Annotated in this window: 11 protein-coding genes and 1 tRNA gene; 5 read left to right on the top strand and 7 right to left on the bottom strand. The window is 73.7% G+C overall.

What is annotated here, in order from left to right; genetic code table 11:
• Positions 1 to 3 precede the first annotated feature (3 nt).
• Together AC5R91_RS19335 and AC5R91_RS19340 are read left to right on the top strand one after the other, a co-directional pair.
• A complete protein-coding gene (locus tag AC5R91_RS19335) occupies positions 4 to 312 on the top strand; it encodes a hypothetical protein (RefSeq protein WP_495392745.1) in 309 nt (102 codons plus the stop codon).
• Complete coding sequence (locus AC5R91_RS19340; RefSeq protein ID WP_495392746.1) at positions 305 to 1,522, top strand: zeta toxin family protein; 1,218 nt, start codon at positions 305 to 307, stop codon at positions 1,520 to 1,522. Before AC5R91_RS19335 ends, AC5R91_RS19340 begins: the two co-directional genes overlap by 8 nt.
• Before the next feature lie 540 nt (positions 1,523 to 2,062).
• Here the strand turns inward: AC5R91_RS19340 and AC5R91_RS19345 are convergent.
• The 4 genes from AC5R91_RS19345 to AC5R91_RS19360 all read right to left on the bottom strand — a co-directional run bounded on the left by AC5R91_RS19345 (position 2,063) and on the right by AC5R91_RS19360 (position 4,925).
• A tRNA-Glu gene (locus tag AC5R91_RS19345) sits at positions 2,063 to 2,138 on the bottom strand.
• A gap of 117 nt (positions 2,139 to 2,255) precedes the next feature.
• Complete coding sequence (locus AC5R91_RS19350; protein ID WP_495392747.1) at positions 2,256 to 3,209, bottom strand: hypothetical protein; 954 nt, start codon at positions 3,207 to 3,209, stop codon at positions 2,256 to 2,258.
• 526 nt (positions 3,210 to 3,735) lie between these two features.
• A complete protein-coding gene (gene bldC / locus AC5R91_RS19355; protein ID WP_009741343.1) occupies positions 3,736 to 3,942 on the bottom strand; it encodes a developmental transcriptional regulator BldC in 207 nt (68 codons plus the stop codon).
• A gap of 152 nt (positions 3,943 to 4,094) precedes the next feature.
• Positions 4,095 to 4,925: a DUF8083 family protein gene (locus tag AC5R91_RS19360; RefSeq protein ID WP_495392748.1), complete on the bottom strand. Its 831-nt coding sequence runs from the start codon at positions 4,923 to 4,925 to the stop codon at positions 4,095 to 4,097.
• A 315-nt stretch (positions 4,926 to 5,240) separates the two neighbouring features.
• Here AC5R91_RS19360 and AC5R91_RS19365 point away from each other — a divergent pair, with 315 nt between their 5' ends.
• Both AC5R91_RS19365 and AC5R91_RS19370 read left to right on the top strand, forming a co-directional pair.
• Positions 5,241 to 6,311, top strand: a complete 1,071-nt coding sequence (locus AC5R91_RS19365) for a Leu/Phe/Val dehydrogenase (protein ID WP_495392749.1) — start codon at positions 5,241 to 5,243, stop codon at positions 6,309 to 6,311.
• Between the two features lie 355 nt (positions 6,312 to 6,666).
• Positions 6,667 to 6,873 (top strand): DUF3073 domain-containing protein, encoded by a 207-nt coding sequence (locus AC5R91_RS19370; protein ID WP_011601395.1) that lies wholly within the window; start codon positions 6,667 to 6,669, stop codon positions 6,871 to 6,873.
• 547 nt (positions 6,874 to 7,420) lie between these two features.
• Here AC5R91_RS19370 and purM read toward each other — a convergent pair.
• The 3 genes from purM to AC5R91_RS19385 all read right to left on the bottom strand — a co-directional run bounded on the left by purM (position 7,421) and on the right by AC5R91_RS19385 (position 11,597).
• A complete protein-coding gene (gene purM / locus AC5R91_RS19375; RefSeq protein WP_495398005.1) occupies positions 7,421 to 8,677 on the bottom strand; it encodes a phosphoribosylformylglycinamidine cyclo-ligase in 1,257 nt (418 codons plus the stop codon).
• Positions 8,678 to 8,733: 56 nt separating this feature from the next.
• A complete protein-coding gene (gene purF, locus AC5R91_RS19380) occupies positions 8,734 to 10,557 on the bottom strand; it encodes an amidophosphoribosyltransferase (protein WP_495392750.1) in 1,824 nt (607 codons plus the stop codon).
• Positions 10,558 to 10,784: 227 nt separating this feature from the next.
• Positions 10,785 to 11,597 carry a sterol carrier family protein gene (locus tag AC5R91_RS19385; RefSeq protein ID WP_495392751.1) on the bottom strand — a complete coding sequence of 271 codons (813 nt, stop codon included), beginning with the start codon at positions 11,595 to 11,597 and terminating at the stop codon, positions 10,785 to 10,787.
• A gap of 195 nt (positions 11,598 to 11,792) precedes the next feature.
• Between AC5R91_RS19385 and AC5R91_RS19390 the strand changes: the two genes are divergently transcribed.
• On the top strand, positions 11,793 to 15,527 hold the full coding sequence (locus tag AC5R91_RS19390; protein ID WP_495392752.1) for a sacsin N-terminal ATP-binding-like domain-containing protein: 3,735 nt from the start codon (positions 11,793 to 11,795) through the stop codon (positions 15,525 to 15,527).
• Positions 15,528 to 15,552 lie beyond the last annotated feature (25 nt).

Genomic DNA, 15,552 nt, shown 5'->3' on the forward strand with positions numbered 1-15,552 from the left:
GACATGGTCGACGAGCAGGACGGTGTTCTTGGTGGGCTTGAGCCGTTCGACTGGGACGATGCCGTCGCGGCACGCTGCGAGATCGCAGTCGAGGAGATCAACCAGGTTGTCGGTGGCTACGCCGCCCTGCTGTGGCAGGCCCGGCGCGACCCCGCCGCCTACCCGGCCACCGACGTCGCCGCATGGGAGGCCCAGCAGACAGCCTTCATCGCCCGGCGTCGCGCGCTGAGCCCCACCGACCCTGCGTTCATCGACGAGACCCGGCAGGCCGCCGCCGAGGCACTCGCCTACCTGCGGCAGTTCCATGGCTGACGTCGACCGCACTCGCTACCAGCTTTCCGACGCAGACAATGAGGCGATCTTCCGCGAGGCGATCGTGCCGAACGAGTACGCCGGCCGGCCGTCGCAGACCACCCCGGTGGTCGTGTTCGTCGCCGGGCAGACCGGCGCCGGCAAGACCGCCTCCGCGCTGATGGTCCGCCGCGCCCTTGACCTGCGCGGCGGCGCGGTCAGTATCGACCTCGACGTACTCAAGCCCTACCATCCGCGCTACCCCGCGCTCATGGCCGCCGACGACACCACCGCCGGCGCCTACACCAGCATCGACGGCCGCCGCTGGATGGAGAAGGCCCAGCAGTGGGCGATCAGCCAGCGTGTCGACGTCATCATGGAGTCGGCGATGCGGCTGCCGGACGAGTTCGACCTACCAGCCCGGCGGTTCGCCGCCGCCGGCTACCGCGTCGAAGTCCTCTTTCTCGCCGTGCCCGCCGCGTGGAGCCGGCTCGGGGTCCTCGACCGGTACTGGCAGCAGGTCGCCGCCCACGGCCACGGACGGCCGATCGACCCGGCCGTCCACGACGCCTCCTACACCGCGATCCACCGCGAAGCCCAGGCGATCGACGCCAGCACCGTCCCCGTCCACGTCACCAGCGTGGTCCTTCGAGGGAACACCGCTCTTTACCTCAACAGCCGGCAACCCGACAGCAACTGGCGCAAACCCCCACAGGCCGCCATGATGATCCACACCGAACGCACCAGGCTATGGACGCCCCGCGAGACCGTCCACTTCGCCACAGCTGCACGCCGACTGCACGCCCTGGCCAGGACCCACGACGAACGGCAGGCGGTGGACGCCGTCGTCGACCTCGCCCGGCCTCACCTGGCGCACCCCTGGACCACCAGCACCGCCGCCACCGCCGACCTGCTGTCCCAGCTGACCCCTCGACTGCTCACAACCGCGGCAGTGGAACGCACCGACCCAGTGCTCCGGCCCCCGGCTCGTCAGCCTGCCCGCGGTCTCGCCGCGCATCCCGCTCACCGTGCCGATCCGTCCTCGGCGAGCGGACCAGAAGAGCACAGCCCGATCAGGCAGCGACTCACCGAGATGCGTGACCGGCTTGCCGCATCCCCCCCACAGACCCGGCCGGCTCCGGACACGACCCCTCAGGAATCCCGGCAGGCGCACCCGGATCCGGCACCGGACACAGGACCTCACCACAATCCGGAACTCGGCCCCCGATAGAGCCAACTGATCGGGAACGCATTCGACGTCGTACTCGACGAAGCCCGCGCGGCCGGGCCCACACGACCCGCCCTCCTCGTCATCGACGAGGAGGGCGCCCTAGCGCGCAATCCCGCGAGGCCAGCCAGATGCACCACGAACCGGGCCGAGGTAAACACGTCGATCCGTGGATCGGCCCTTGGCACCACGATCCCCGAGGACCAGTCGATCGCACCTGGCCGCGCCATAGGCGTCGAGCGCCGCCTGTGCAGGCGTCTGGCTGCTTGGCAGGGCCCCGTTCGGAGCCCGTGAGATGTGCCGCTTCGCGGACGCGGTGTCGCACGGACTGGACGGCATGTTAAGCGGTTCCGGCCACAGGGGTTTGAATTCGCGCAACAGTGGACTTCGAACCCGTGCATGTTGTTGCTGGGTAGCGCGAGGCGCGAACAAGCCGCCAGCCACGCAACGTAGCGAGAATTCCTCTGACGGATCCCACGGTGTCACCAGAAACCGGTGAATTATCGGCAGCTATCTACATTCCGTATTTGATTAGCTACACTCTGGTGCCCCCAACGGGATTCGAACCCGTGCTACCGCCTTGAAAGGGCGACGTCCTGGGCCGCTAGACGATGGGGGCGCGGTGACGACCACTGCCGTGGCGGAGCAGCCGCTCAGCCACATCGTCGATCGTCTGAAGCACTGCAAGCATAGGGGATGGCCAGGGCGGCCGACAAACCCGTCCGCGCCAGTCCGGTCAGCCGATGCCGGCGGCGTGAGCGCGCAGGGCCGGGCGCGGGTCGGCCCAGCGGTAGCGGGAGTGGAAGAACGCTCGCACCGGCCGGCCGCCGATCGCGATCGAGTGGGAGATACGCACGGTTTGCGCGCCACCTCCGGGACCGTCGGACCCACCGCCACCGCCACCGTCGGCGAGGTCGAAGGACATCGTGACGTCGTCGGCCCGCTCCAGGGGCGTGTTCGGGTCGTAGACGCGCAGGGTCACCGCCGTGTCGACCTGGGTGTAGGCGTAGGCGAGGACCTGGTGGTTCAGGCCGAGTTGCAGAGGGTCCGCCGAGTGGACGGTGATGACGCCGATCGGGGCGAGCCGTCCGGAGTCGAGATCGAGCCGGATCCGCGGCCACTCGTCGGCGAGGCTGCGCCGTCCGACACCAAGGCGGCCCAGCGCGCTGCCGGGCCGTCCCAGAGCAGACCCGGGACGGTTGGGGACAGAGCCGGGACTGTCAGAGGCGGAGCCGCGGGGGTCAGTAATGGAGCCGCGGGGGTCAGAGGTAGAGCCGCGGCGGTCCGGCCGGCTTGTGCCGGGCAACCAAGCGACCCCGCGGTGCGGTCGCGGGTAGGCGTCGGCGGCCCGCATGAGCCCGTAGTAGCGGGCGACGCCGCGAGGCAGGTCGAAGCTCGCCAGCAGCCGGCGCACGAGATAGCCGTACAGCGGGGAGCCCCGCCGGGGCGGCTCGGCGTCGGGTGGCACGGCGAGGCCGGCCTCGAACAGGTCGCGCACCGCGAAGATCATGCCGCCGCACAGGCCACGGCTGGCGTCACCGATCCCGAGGACCCAGGGCATGCCGGGCAGCCGCAGCGCCAACAGCGGCTGGACGTCGAAGCTGTTCGTGAACCGGAACGCGCTGACGCCGGGCAGGAACCCGGGCACGGTCGAACGAACCACCCAGCCCTGGGGGCGGTCACGGTCCATGGTGCTGCCCCTCGCCCGACCCCACACCGCCTGGACGGACCAGACGGCGGGTGCCGGTCATCGTTCGGTGAACGCGGCGGTCGGTGCACGGCAGCGGTACGCCACGCCGCAGTCGGTGCAGCGCCGCCGGGCCGCGGCGGCCCCGTCCGACGTCGTCGTCGCGTGCGCCGAGGCCGGCGGACGGCCCATCAGGCCGTCCGCCGGTTCCCCAACAGGTCCACCCTGCGCCCTCCCGGTGCTCAGGTGGCCCTTGACGCGGACGTCGACGCGAACCGGACCCCGCCCGGCGGCCTCCCCGCCGGCCGGGCAGCCCGGCATTCGGATCTTCACACTTCCTTTACGTCGCGTGGCCCCAAGGTGGGGGCCCGGACCGGCCGGCCTGCCTCGTTCTCAACCGAACGGACTGCCTTGCGGACCTTCGGCCCTGTTCCACGACCTCGGACCACCGACACCCTCGCACTAGCGGCGAGTGCCGCCCGGACGAGGGAAAGGAGGTGCTTCCGGCTACACGCCAGGTCAGCGCGATCTAGATGTCGCCTCCGATGCTCGGGACCCCCTTCAGCAGGGCACGCACTTCGGCCTCCCGGTACCGGCGGTGCCCACCAAGGGTCCGAATCGACGTCAGCTTGCCGGCCTTCGCCCACCGGGTCACGGTCTTCGGGTCAACCCGAAACATCGTGGCTACCTCGGCGGGCGTCAGCAGCGGCTCGGCGTCCGGCGTTCGTGTCGTCATTGTGTTGGCCTCCCGTCACAGAGCGTCGCTCCGTCCCATACAGATCGTGCATCCTTCGGGGGCATTTCGGACATGGCACGTCAGGACCATCTGCTGACTAGTCACAGCTCGTCCGAAGCGGACGGCGACTCTCGGTTAACGGAATGCGTCGATCAGCTTGCGGATTCCCGCGCCTGCAAGGGTCTCCACCTCATCAGGACCCGTTCGTAGGCTTCGACCGCTAGGTCTGTTCGCCCACGGCGTAACGCGCTGACAGCCTCGACGATGTCCTCTACCGAGCTGTCGCGCCGAAGCATGTCATCGTCGAGCAGGTCAACTAGCCCGTCGTAGTCCAGTTCGACCCTGCTCTGCGGATGGAAGGACCCCAGCCAACGGGCCAGATCACCGATGCCCTCGACCGCGGGGGCTTCACTCGAACCCCCCCGCAGGGTCTCCACCGCCTCCACGGCGCGGTTCGCCCGGCGCCGGGCCAGGCTCATCGTCGTCCGGTAGATCATCGACCGCTCGGCGGTGTCCCCGGTCACCAACGACCGCTCGGCCGGGTCGAACAGCAGAAACCACGGCGGCGGGACCATCCAGGTACACGTCTGGACGTGGACCTTCAGGCTCGGCCGGCGGGCCTTCCAGCGGTCCAGCTCGATCTCGGCCGGCTCGGTGATCCGCCGCGGCAGGAACGCCTCGGCGACGCGCTCGGGCATCAGGCCGCGAAACTCCAGCGCCGCCTGCCACACCCGCAACTGGGTCGACCACGGGCAGACGAACATCAACCCGTCGATCCACTGCACGAACGCCGACTCGTCGGCCACGTCGAGGGTCGGCCGGATGGTCGCGACCAGGGCTACGGCGCGCTCCCGGCGCGAGCCGGCCCGCCGGGACGGTGGCCCCGCGGCCGCATACCGCTGCCAGCGCCCGCGCTCGGCGGCCGGAAACGCCGCGAGCGGCTCGTACACGCGCAGGTACGCCGCGGGCGAGACGACAGCCATCTCAGCTCCCACAGACCGCGTCCGGCCCGGGCCCCGGCCACGCGCGGGCGGCGTGCCACCCACGCCGCGGGGCGAGCCCCGTCAGACGCCGCAGCGCCGCGGACGACACCCACGCGGATGCCCTGGAACCTGGCATGGCTCGATCCTGGCACGTCCGCACGCAAGCCGTGCGCGCTACCGGGGCCGTAGGGTTCGCCAGGACCCGGCCTACCCCGCCGCCCGCGCCCAGCCGGCCACCGACCCACAGGTCCGCCTGGCGGACGGCGCCGCGACGGTCCGGGTCTCCAGCCGGGTCCGTCCCCCAGGAGGTGCACCATGACAGCGTTGTTCGGTGCCGTTCGCGACCACGAACAGGTGCTGCTGTGCTCGGACCGGCATGCCGGGCTTCGCGCGATCATCGCGGTCTACTCGACCGCGCTGGGCCCCTCCCTCGGAGGCACCCGCTTCCACCCCTACGCCGCCGACGACGACGCGCTCGCCGACGCCCTGGCACTGTCCCGGGCGATGGCCTACAAGGCCGCCTGCGCGGGTCTGGACTTCGGTGGCGGTAAGGCGGTCATCATCGGGGACCCCGCCCGCGACAAGTCCGAGCCGTTGCTGCGCGCCTTCGGCCGCCACATCGCCTCCCTCGGCGGGCGCTACATCACCGCCTGCGACGTCGGCACCTATGTCGACGACATGGACGTCATCGCCCGCGAGACGCGCTGGGTGACCGGGCGCTCGCCGGCCCATGGCGGGTCGGGCGACTCCGGCGTGCTGACCGCCTACGGAGTCTTCGAGGGCATGCGCGCCGCCGCCCGGCACCGGTGGGGGACTGCGGACCTCGCCGGGCGCCGGGTGGGGATCAGCGGCGTCGGCAAGGTCGGCCGCCGCCTCGTCGGGCACCTGGTGGCGGACGGCGCCTCGGTGATCGTCTCGGACGTCGACCCGGCGGCCCTGGCCCGGCTGCGCGCCGAGTTCCCGACCGCGCAGACCGCGGCCGACCCCGACGAGCTGTTCGATCTCGACCTCGACGTCTACTCGCCGTGCGCGCTCGGCGGGGTGCTGGGCGCCGAGACGATCGGCCGGCTGCGCGCGGAGATCGTCTGCGGCGGGGCCAACAACCAGCTCGCCACGCCCGAGATCGGCCAACGGCTCGCCGATGCCGGGGTGCTCTACGCGCCCGACTTCGTCGTCAACGCCGGCGGACTCATCCAGGTCGCCGACGAGATCGAGGGGTACTCGCCGGAGCGGGCCCGGGCCCGGGCGGCACGGATCTTCGATACCACCGCCGAGGTCCTCCGCCTCGCCGAGGACGAGGGCGTGACGCCGGCGGAGGCAGCCGAACGGCTCGCCGAGCGCCGGATGGCCGAGGTGGGCCGGCTACGAGGGCTCCTGCTGCGCTGAGTCATACACGCTGCGCCGAGTGACGCGCGCCTGCGGCGAGTGACCCGGCCTGGACCCGGGCGCCGGGTCACGGCACGTCCGCGCAGGTCAGGACGATCGAGAGAATGTGACGGTGCGCACATCGCGACGCGGCGAGTCGGGCCGCCCGCGAGCCGGTGAGCGGCCCCGATTCCCCGATCGGCCCCACCGGACAGCAGGCTTCACGGAGCGATTCCGATCGTGGAGATCTTGTCCGAGGACAGGCAACTGTCGGGTTGGCGTGCCGAGAAGCCTCCGGTCCCTGTAGTCTCGGGAAGCACGAGACAGTGAGAGCACCGGGGCGGGTCCCCGTCGTCATGTTCGAGGGGGTCGAGCCATGGGGCGCGGCCGAGCTAAGGCCAAGCAGACGAAAGTCGCCCGCGAGCTCAAGTACAACTCGCCCAATATGGATCTCGACCGATTGAAGGCGGATCTGGGCGCGGGCTCGACGCGCGAGAACAACAGCGACGACGCGTACGTAGATGACGATTACGGATACGACGCTTACGCAGATGACGAGGACGACCGCCGTTCCTCCCGCTGACATAGCGTCACGTCGGTAGCCGTCCCGCCGCGGCAGGCTCACCCCGGCGGTCGTCGCCGATGGTGGCGGCCCGGGCTTCGGTCCGGGCATCCACCGCATGTCGTGCTGCCTCCGTGCACGCGCGATGACGCTGACTGCCGTGCCCATCCTCGGTACGCGGCCGAGAAGCGCAGCGTCGCTTCCGCACGCGCCCCGTCGTCGTGGCGCGCTCCGCGTCGGGCACGAAGTCGTCGGCACGCGAGCCGTCCTCGCATGGGCGGGCGTATCGCGCAGACTGATAGCTGAAGGCCGATCGCACCGCAGTCGGAGGCATCGCAGACCGATGGCGCCAGCGTTGGTGCTGTCCGGCCGGGCCGCGCTGGCGCGCACCTCGGCCACAGCGCCCACAGCCATGCTCGCAGGCGCCTCGCCCGTAGCGACACGCGCGGGGGGCTCTGGCCGGCGGACACTCACCGGAGACCCGCTCCGGCGGGTGCGGCGTCCGGGCCGGACGCCGCACCCGCCTTCGCGACCGGCTCAGGCCGGGCGACGCCCGCCTGCGAGCAGCTCAGGCCGGGTGCCGCCCGACCAGCCGGGCCCGGGCCGGCGGCGTAGCGTCCGTCCTCGTCTCGCCGGCCTCCGCCGCGCCCCGCACCCCGGCCACCCTGTCCTCGCCGGGCTCACCGCCGGGATAGGACTCGTCGGCCGCGGCACCTATCTCGCCGACGACCCACGAGGGCACCTCGCGCTCCGTGAGCAGCGCGAGCGCCTCGGGGACGACGCCGGCCGGCAGCACCGCGACCATGCCGATGCCCTGGTTGAAGGTGCTCTCCATGTCCGCCTGGGCCACCGCGCCGCGCTCAGCGAGCAGGCCGAAGATCGGGGGGACCGTCCAGGACGCGCGGTCGAGGGTCGCCACCAGGCCGGCGGGGATCACGCGGGCGATGTTCGCGGCGAGGCCGCCGCCGGTGATGTGGGCGAAGGCGTGCACCTCCACCGCCGCCGCCAGGGCCAGACAGTCCTTCGCGTAGATGCGGGTCGGGGTAAGCAGGGACCGGCCGAGTGTGTCCCCCAGCGAGGGGACGTATGCCCTCAGACCCGCCGCAGCGGTTTCGGAGACCCCACCAGGCTGGCCAGAATCGACGGGACCGAACAAGATGTGCCGTACGAGCGAAAAGCCGTTGGAGTGGATGCCGGATGATGCCATCGCGACCACCACGTCCCCGGGCCGGACCCGCTCCGGCCCGAGCACGCCGTCGGCCTCCACGACCCCGACCCCCGTCGCGGCCAGGTCGTAGTCGTCGCTACCCATGAGCCCGGGATGCTCCGCGGTCTCGCCGCCGACCAGCGCCGCGCCGGCCTGCTCGCAGCCGGCCGCGATCCCCGAGACGATCTCGGCGATCCGCGCGGGTACCAGGGCCCCGCAGGCGATGTAGTCGAGCAGGAAGAGCGGCTCGGCGCCGCAGACAACGAGATCGTCGACCACCATGGCGACCAGGTCGATGCCGACCGTGTCGTGCGTGTCGAGGGCGCGGGCGAGGGCGATCTTGGTGCCCACGCCGTCCGTGGACGAGGCGAGCAGCGGGCGCCGGTAGCGCGCCGTGTCCAGGGCGAACAGGCCGGCGAACCCACCCAGCGAGCCGACCACCTCGGGCCGCGTCGCCCGCGAGACGTGCCCGCGCATCAGCTCGACAGCCCGGTCCCCCGCGGCCACGTCGACCCCCGCGGCCCGGTACGAGGCGCTCGCGGGCGTCGGAGTGCCCGATGACGTCGGAGTGCCCGATGACGTCGGAGTGCCCGATGACGTCGGGGCGCTCGTCGACATGGGAGCGGCCGTCGAGGCCGGGGTGGCCGCCTCGGCCGTGCTCCGCTCGGCGCCGTTCATGCCGGCCTCGCCCCGGCCGGCTCGGGCCGGTGCGCGCCGCGGCGCTCCGCCGCCGACGGCGGGTCCAAGCCGGGCACGGGCGCCCGACCGTTCTCCCCTCGGGTCGGCGGGCCGTCGACCGTGCGGGACACCGGTTCGGCGCCGTCGGCCAGGTCGGCGGTGACAGCCAGGTCGACGTCGTCGGCCAAGTCGGCGCTGACAGCCAGGTCGGCGCTGACAGCCAGGTCGGCGCCGTCGGCCAGGTCGACGTCGTCGTGGCCGTCCGGGGACGGATCGCCCCCGTTCATGCCGAGCGTCACCTCCCGGCGCATCGCCTCGGCGATCATGTCCGCGGTCGTCTGCGCGCCGGCCATCGGCTCCAGGCGGTGCTTGCCAAGCTTGTCCGACTCGGTCAGCGGCACCGGGTAGACGCCGTCGAAGCACGCCCGGCAGAGGGACTCGGCCGGCTGGTGGGACGCGGCGACCAGGCCCTCCAGGGAGACGTAGGCCAGCGAGTCCGCGCCGAGCGAGGCGCGGATCTCCTCGACGCCGGCGTCGCTGGCGATGAGCTCGTCGCGGGTGGCGAAGTCGATGCCGTAGAAGCACGGCCAGCGCACCGGGGGTGAGGAGATCCGGATGTGGACCTCGGCGGCACCGGCCTCGCGCAGCATCCGGACCAGCGCCCGCTGTGTGTTCCCGCGCACGATCGAGTCGTCCACGACGACCAGGCGGCGGCCCTCGATGACGTCGCGCAGCGGGTTCAGCTTGAGCCGGATCCCGCGCTGGCGGATCGTCTGCGACGGCTGGATGAAGGTGCGACCCACGTAGGAGTTCTTGACCAACCCCTCCCCGAACGGGATGCCGGACTGCTCCGCGTAGCCGACGGCGGCGGGCACCCCGGACTGCGGCACCGGGATGACGAGATCCGCCTCGACGGGCGCCTCGCGGGCGAGCTGGCGGCCCACGTCGACCCGGGTGGCGTGCACCGAACGGCCGGCGATCGCCGTGTCCGGGCGGGCGAGGTAGACGTACTCGAACAGGCAGCCGTGCGGATTCGCCTCGGCGAAGGTGCGCGACCGCACGCCGGCGGCGTCGATGACGATCATCTCGCCGGGCTGGACCTCGCGGACGAAGGTCGCGCCGACGATGTCGAGCGCGGCCGTCTCGCTGGCGACGATCCACGCCCCGGCCGGATGGTCGTCGAGCCGGCCGAGGACGAGGGGGTGGATGCCGTGCGGGTCGCGGGCCGCGTAGAGGGTCGAGGCGTCCGAGAAGACCAGCGAGAAGGCGCCGGCGAGCCGGGGCAGCACGGCCATCGCCGCGTCGGCGAGGGTGGGCCCCGGATGGTCGGCGAGCATCGCGGTGATGAGGTCGGAGTCGGTGGTCGCGCGCAGCCGGTCCCGCCCGGCGCCGAGCCCTCGCGCAAGTTCGACGATGTTGGTGAGGTTGCCGTTGTGGCCGAGCGCGATCGGGCCGCCGAAGCTGGCCGTGCGGTAGGACGGCTGGGCGTTCTCCCAGGTGGAGGAGCCGGTCGTCGAGTACCGGGTGTGCCCCACCGCAACGTGGCCGCTCAGGCTGGACAGGGTGATCTCGTCGAAGACCTGCGCGACGAGCCCGAGCTCCTTGAACACCACGACCGTCCGGCCGTCGCCGACCGCGATGCCGGCCGCCTCCTGGCCGCGGTGCTGCAGGGCGTACAGCCCGTAGTAGGCCAGGTTCGCCACGTCCTCACCGGGCGCCCAGACGCCGAAGACTCCGCAGGCATCCCGGGGACCGGGATCATCAGACAGCTCGGACCCCGCTGCGGGGGTGGCGCCAATGCGGGCGGCGACGTCTGGCACCAGGACTCCTCGACTGGTCAGGGACACCGGAGAAATGCGGAGGGTTACACGCGGGACCGCGTCCACGCCGGCCCGTCCTCACTCGTGACGAGACGTGGCGGACCGGTTCCGGCCACCGCCTCGACCGGCAGCTACCTCTCTCCACGCTAGCAGCGACGACGCACATCGGCCCTTGCCTCGCGTGCCGGCTCCTTACCCCGCAGCCTCCCCCGCGCCTCACCCCTCCGTCACAACAGGGGCAGGTGACCGCTCAGATCGGCCCGCTCGCCGCTGGCGGAGATCCGCCCGTCGGCCACGGCGTCGTCCCACGCCAGCCGTCCCGCGCAGAGCAGGACGAACGCGACCGGCCCGGCCTCGACGACGTTCGGCGGGGTGCCGCGGGTGTGCCGGGGCCCCTCGACCACCTGGATGGCGGCGAAGGGGGGCACACGCAGCTCCACCGTGTGCCCGGGCACCCGGTGGACGAACAGCTCGGCGAACAGCCTCGTCACCACCTTCAACGCCGGCCGCAACGGCTCGACGCCGAGGTCGAGCCCGTGCACCACCGCCTCCACCGCCCGGGTGCGCAGGAACTCGGTCAGCAGCATCGGGCCACCCGGGGTCGCGACCACCGGGTCGCCGTCGGTGACCCGCGCCAGCGCGGCCGCCGCCGCCGACACCTCGCCCGCCAGCCCCGCGCGCGTCCCGGCCGGACCGGTCTGCGCCGCCAGGGCCCGGGCGGTGCCCGCGATCGCCTCCGCCCGTGCCCCGGTGCCGGTGAGATAGTCGGCTGCCGAGACGAGCCGCGGTGCGGTTGCGGGCGCCGTGGCCGGCCCGTCCGCGGCGAACGGGGCGAGGGCCAGCGACAGCGCGGTCGCGGATCGACCGACGTGCATGACCAGCTCTCCGACCGTCCAACCGGGTAACACGCTCGGCGCGGCGAACGCGGCGTCCGGCAGATCGGCCACGGCACCGGCGACGCGCTCCCACTGGGGCACGACGGCCGCGGCGAGCTCGGGCAGCGCCGCCGCGGCGTCCCGGCGACGGGTTCGGGGAGGCATCGCCCCATCCTGCCCGGTCGGCGCCGGCCCGAGCGATGCCAGCCCGAGCGATGCCAGCCCGAGCGATGCCAGGCCTGGCCGAGCGATGCCAGCCCGAGCGGCGACGGCCCGAGTGACGGCCCGGCCACTGCGCCGCGCGCGATCCGGGCCAACCCGCTCCCGCCGTGGGCGGCGCGGGAAGACGAGGATGGGCGGGTGTCAGTGACCGCCGCACATGCTGCGGCAGACGTGTACGGGACCGCAGCGATCCGGCGGCGGGTGCTGGACGCCTGGGTCGCCTCGCCGGCCCGCTTCCGGGAGGACGCCAACGCGGAGGAGGACGCCGCCCTCGGCGCCTACCACGACCGTCTCGTGGTGGAGCTGCTGCAGAACGCGGTCGACGCCGCGGGCGAGGCCGGCGTGCCGGCACGGGTGCTCCTCCGGCTGAGCACCGACGCCACCGCGCCGGATGCCGGGCCCGGCGGCCTGCTGGAGATCGCCAACACCGGGGCGGCGCTGTCGGCCGCCGGTGTCGAGGCGCTGTCGACCCTGCGGGCCTCGGCCAAACGTGACAGCGCCTCCGTGGGCCGGTTCGGCGCCGGATTCGCCTCGGTCCTCGCGGTGACGGACGAACCCGCGATCGTCTCCCGCGGCGGACCGGACCCGCTGGCGACCGGCGTGGCCTGGTCGAGAACCCGGGTGATCGAGGCGGTGACGGCCCTCGCCGCGCCGGCCACCGCACCGAACGATGGTGACGTAATCAGCGGCGACGTAACGAATCGCGACGCAACGAATCCCGGCTCACTCCTCGATGTTCCCGACGGCGTCGGCGGCAACGGCGGCGGTCAGGCGGTGCGTCTGGGCCAGGAGCTCGCCCGGCGCGAGGGCGCCGTGCCGATCCTCCGGCTGCCGTTCACGATCACCGCCGGGCCGCCGCCCGAGGGCTACGACACCGTCGTCCGGCTCCCGTTGCGCGACGGCGCCGCGGCGGCGCTCGCGCGGGAGCTGCTGGCCGGGCTCGATCCCACCCTGCCGCTGGTGCTCGGCGGCCCGGGCGAGATCGTCGTCGACGTGGACGGCGCCGTGCGGACCGTCACCTGTCACTGGCTGCGCGGCGGCCGGGACGGCGAGCGGGATGCGGCACCGGCGGGCAGCGCCGGGCCGGCCGGCGATCCGGTCACCGAACGCGTCGAGATAGCCGACCTGAACGGCGAGCGGTGGCGCGGGATCGCGCGCAGCGGTGTGATCCCCGCCGCGCTGCTCGCCGACCGCCCGGTCGAGGAACGGGGACGGACCGGTTTCACCGCCCGGGTGATGGTCCGCGACGGCGGGTGGCCGGACAGCGTGGCCCGGGTGCTGCGGGCGCCGCAGCCCACCGACGAGCTGCTGTCGCTGCCGGTCCTGGCCAGCGTCGAGCTGCCGCTGGATCCGTCCCGACGGCACACCGTCGGCGGCCCGTTGCGTGATCGACTGACCGACGAGCTGGCTGCGGCCGCCGTGGTCCTGGCCGAATACCTTGGCACCGGGCTGGAGCCCGGCAACCAGGCGCAGGCCGGCGGCGGCCCCGGCGAGCAGTCCGCACCGGTCGGGCGGGCCGGGCCAGGCGGGCAGCCGCCCGATCCGCTGGCCGCCCTGACCCTGATCCCGACGGGGCTCCCCCTCGGCGAGGTCGACGGACGGCTGCGCGAGTCCCTGCTACGGCTACTTCCCGACTCGGCGCTGTTCCCCGGCGCCCTGAGTGGCCGGGACTGCTCCGTGGCCGACCTCGGCCCCGCCACCGACGCCGTGACCGAGCTGCTGCGCGCCCCCGGCCCCCCGGCCGACCCCGCCAGCCAGATCAATCCCGCCGGCCCGGCCGACACCGCCAACTCGGCCCACACCGCCAACCCGGCCCACACCGCCAACCCGGCCCACACCGCCAACCCGGCCGATCCGATCGCCGCGGGCGGTCCGGGTGCGGATACGGATCCGGGTGCGGGCGGGGCGGAGCTGGTGGCGGGCCTGCTTCCGGCGGCATACGCCGCCCGTCGGTGGCGCACCGCACTGGACCTGCTCGGCGTCCGGCGGGTGGACAGCGCCGCGCTGGTCGAGATGCTGTCCGGAGTCTCCCGCCCGCCGGACTGGTGGGGACGGCTCTACCCGCTGCTGGTCGCAGCGCCGGACCGGGACGCCCTGGGGGCGCTGCCGGTGCCGCTCGCCGAGGTCGGCGCGGACGGGCCCGACGCGGCCGACGCGCTGGCCGCCCCCGCGGCTGCGGGGCCTACCGGTGACGGCGGCCTGCGGACCCGTATGGTCACCGGCCCGCGAGGCACCCTGCTGCCCACCGCCGATCTGGACATCGTTGCCCTGGTGCGCTCGGGGCTGCCGCTGCGGGTGGTCCATCCCGACGCCTGCGCCGGCGGCGCTCGGGACGCGCTGCGCACGCTGGGCGCCCTGGAGGGCACGCCGGCCGGGGTGCTGCGCGATCCGGCGGTACGCGAGGCGGTGCTCGACGCCGAGCCGGACGACCACCCCGACGACCTGCTGGCGCTGGCCGCCGCCGTGCTCGCCCTGGTCCGTGACGCGGGCGAGGAGCACCCGGCGGAGCTCGGCTGGCTCGAGGACCTGCTGCTGCCGGCCGCCGACGGCGAGTTCACCCCCGCCGGGGAGCTGCTCGTCGAGGGGGGCCCGCTGGACCGCGTGCTGGCGCAGGACGCTCCGTTCTCGACGCTTTCGCCCGAGGTCGCCCGGGCGTGGCCCGCGCAGGTGCTGGAGCGGGTCGGCGTGCTGCACTCGTTCGGCGTGCTTCGCACCTATGACCTGCCGCTCGACGCCGACGAGCAGATCCTGCTCGATCTCGACGACAGCGACATCTGGGTCGACGACGTCGCAGCGGACGATCATGGTGGCGCGCCGGGGGGCTCGGCGAACCTGCGCCGTCCGCCGGCAGGAGGACCGCCCGCGCCGGCCATGATCGGGGTGTTCGTCGCGGTGCGCGACCTCGAACTCGTCGACCCGGCGGCCTGGCCAGAGGCGCTCGCCGAGCTGGCCCGCCCGCCGCTGCGCGAGGCCGTGTTCGCCCCGGAACCGTCGTACACCCGGTGGTGGCTGGCGCGGCATGCGGTGCTGCCCGTGGCGGGCACCGGCCGGGTGCTGCCGCCGCGCGAGCTGCTGCTTCCCGCCGCCGATCCGCTGCTCGCCGGTCTGTTCGCCCCCGCCGCCCCGCTGGCCGGCGTCGATGACGAGTTCCTGCGCCACCTCGGCGCCCGGCTCACCCTCGACGACGTCCTCGGCGACCTCGGCGCGGTCATGGATCTGCTCGACCGGCTGGGCGACGCCGACCGGGACGTCCCCTGGCCAGCGGCGCGGACGCTCTACATCGCCGCGGTCGACGCCATGGCCCGGGTGCTCGCGGTACCGGACCGGTCCGCGGGCGGGGAGCGGTTCGACCCGCCGCTGACCGTGCGGACACCCGAGGGGGTCGTGCCGAGCGGGCAGGCCGTCGTCGTGGACGCGCCCGACCTGCTGGGCCTGCTGGGCACCGGCCGGGGCGCGCTGCGGCTGCCGCTGGACCGCGCGGCCGAGGTCGCCCACGTCCTCGGGGTGCCGCTGGCCGCGGAGATCGCGCCCTGCGAGATCGCGGCCGACGGGGCCGGGGGCGCCGCCACCGAGTGGGGCCTGGACGGCCCGGACGGCGAGCTGCGGCGGGCCCCGGACGGCACCCCGTACCGCGTGCACCGCCCGCTGCTGGTCGAGGACCTGACCGGCCGGCCGACGAGGGTGCCGTGGCGGGTGCTCGGCGGGATCGGCGGCGAGGTGCACGTCGATGCCGACGCCGGTCCGGACGCGCTGGCCCGGGCGCTGGCCTGGCGGGGCGGCCAGTGGGATCGGCGGCACGCGTTCGCCGCGGAGCTGCGCGACCCGGCGGGCGCAGCCTTCCGCGCGGCGGAGGACGATCTCGACGAGACGTGAGCCGGCGTGGGCCGGCGTGGGCCAG

The organism is Frankia sp. BMG5.60, from assembly GCF_059428125.1.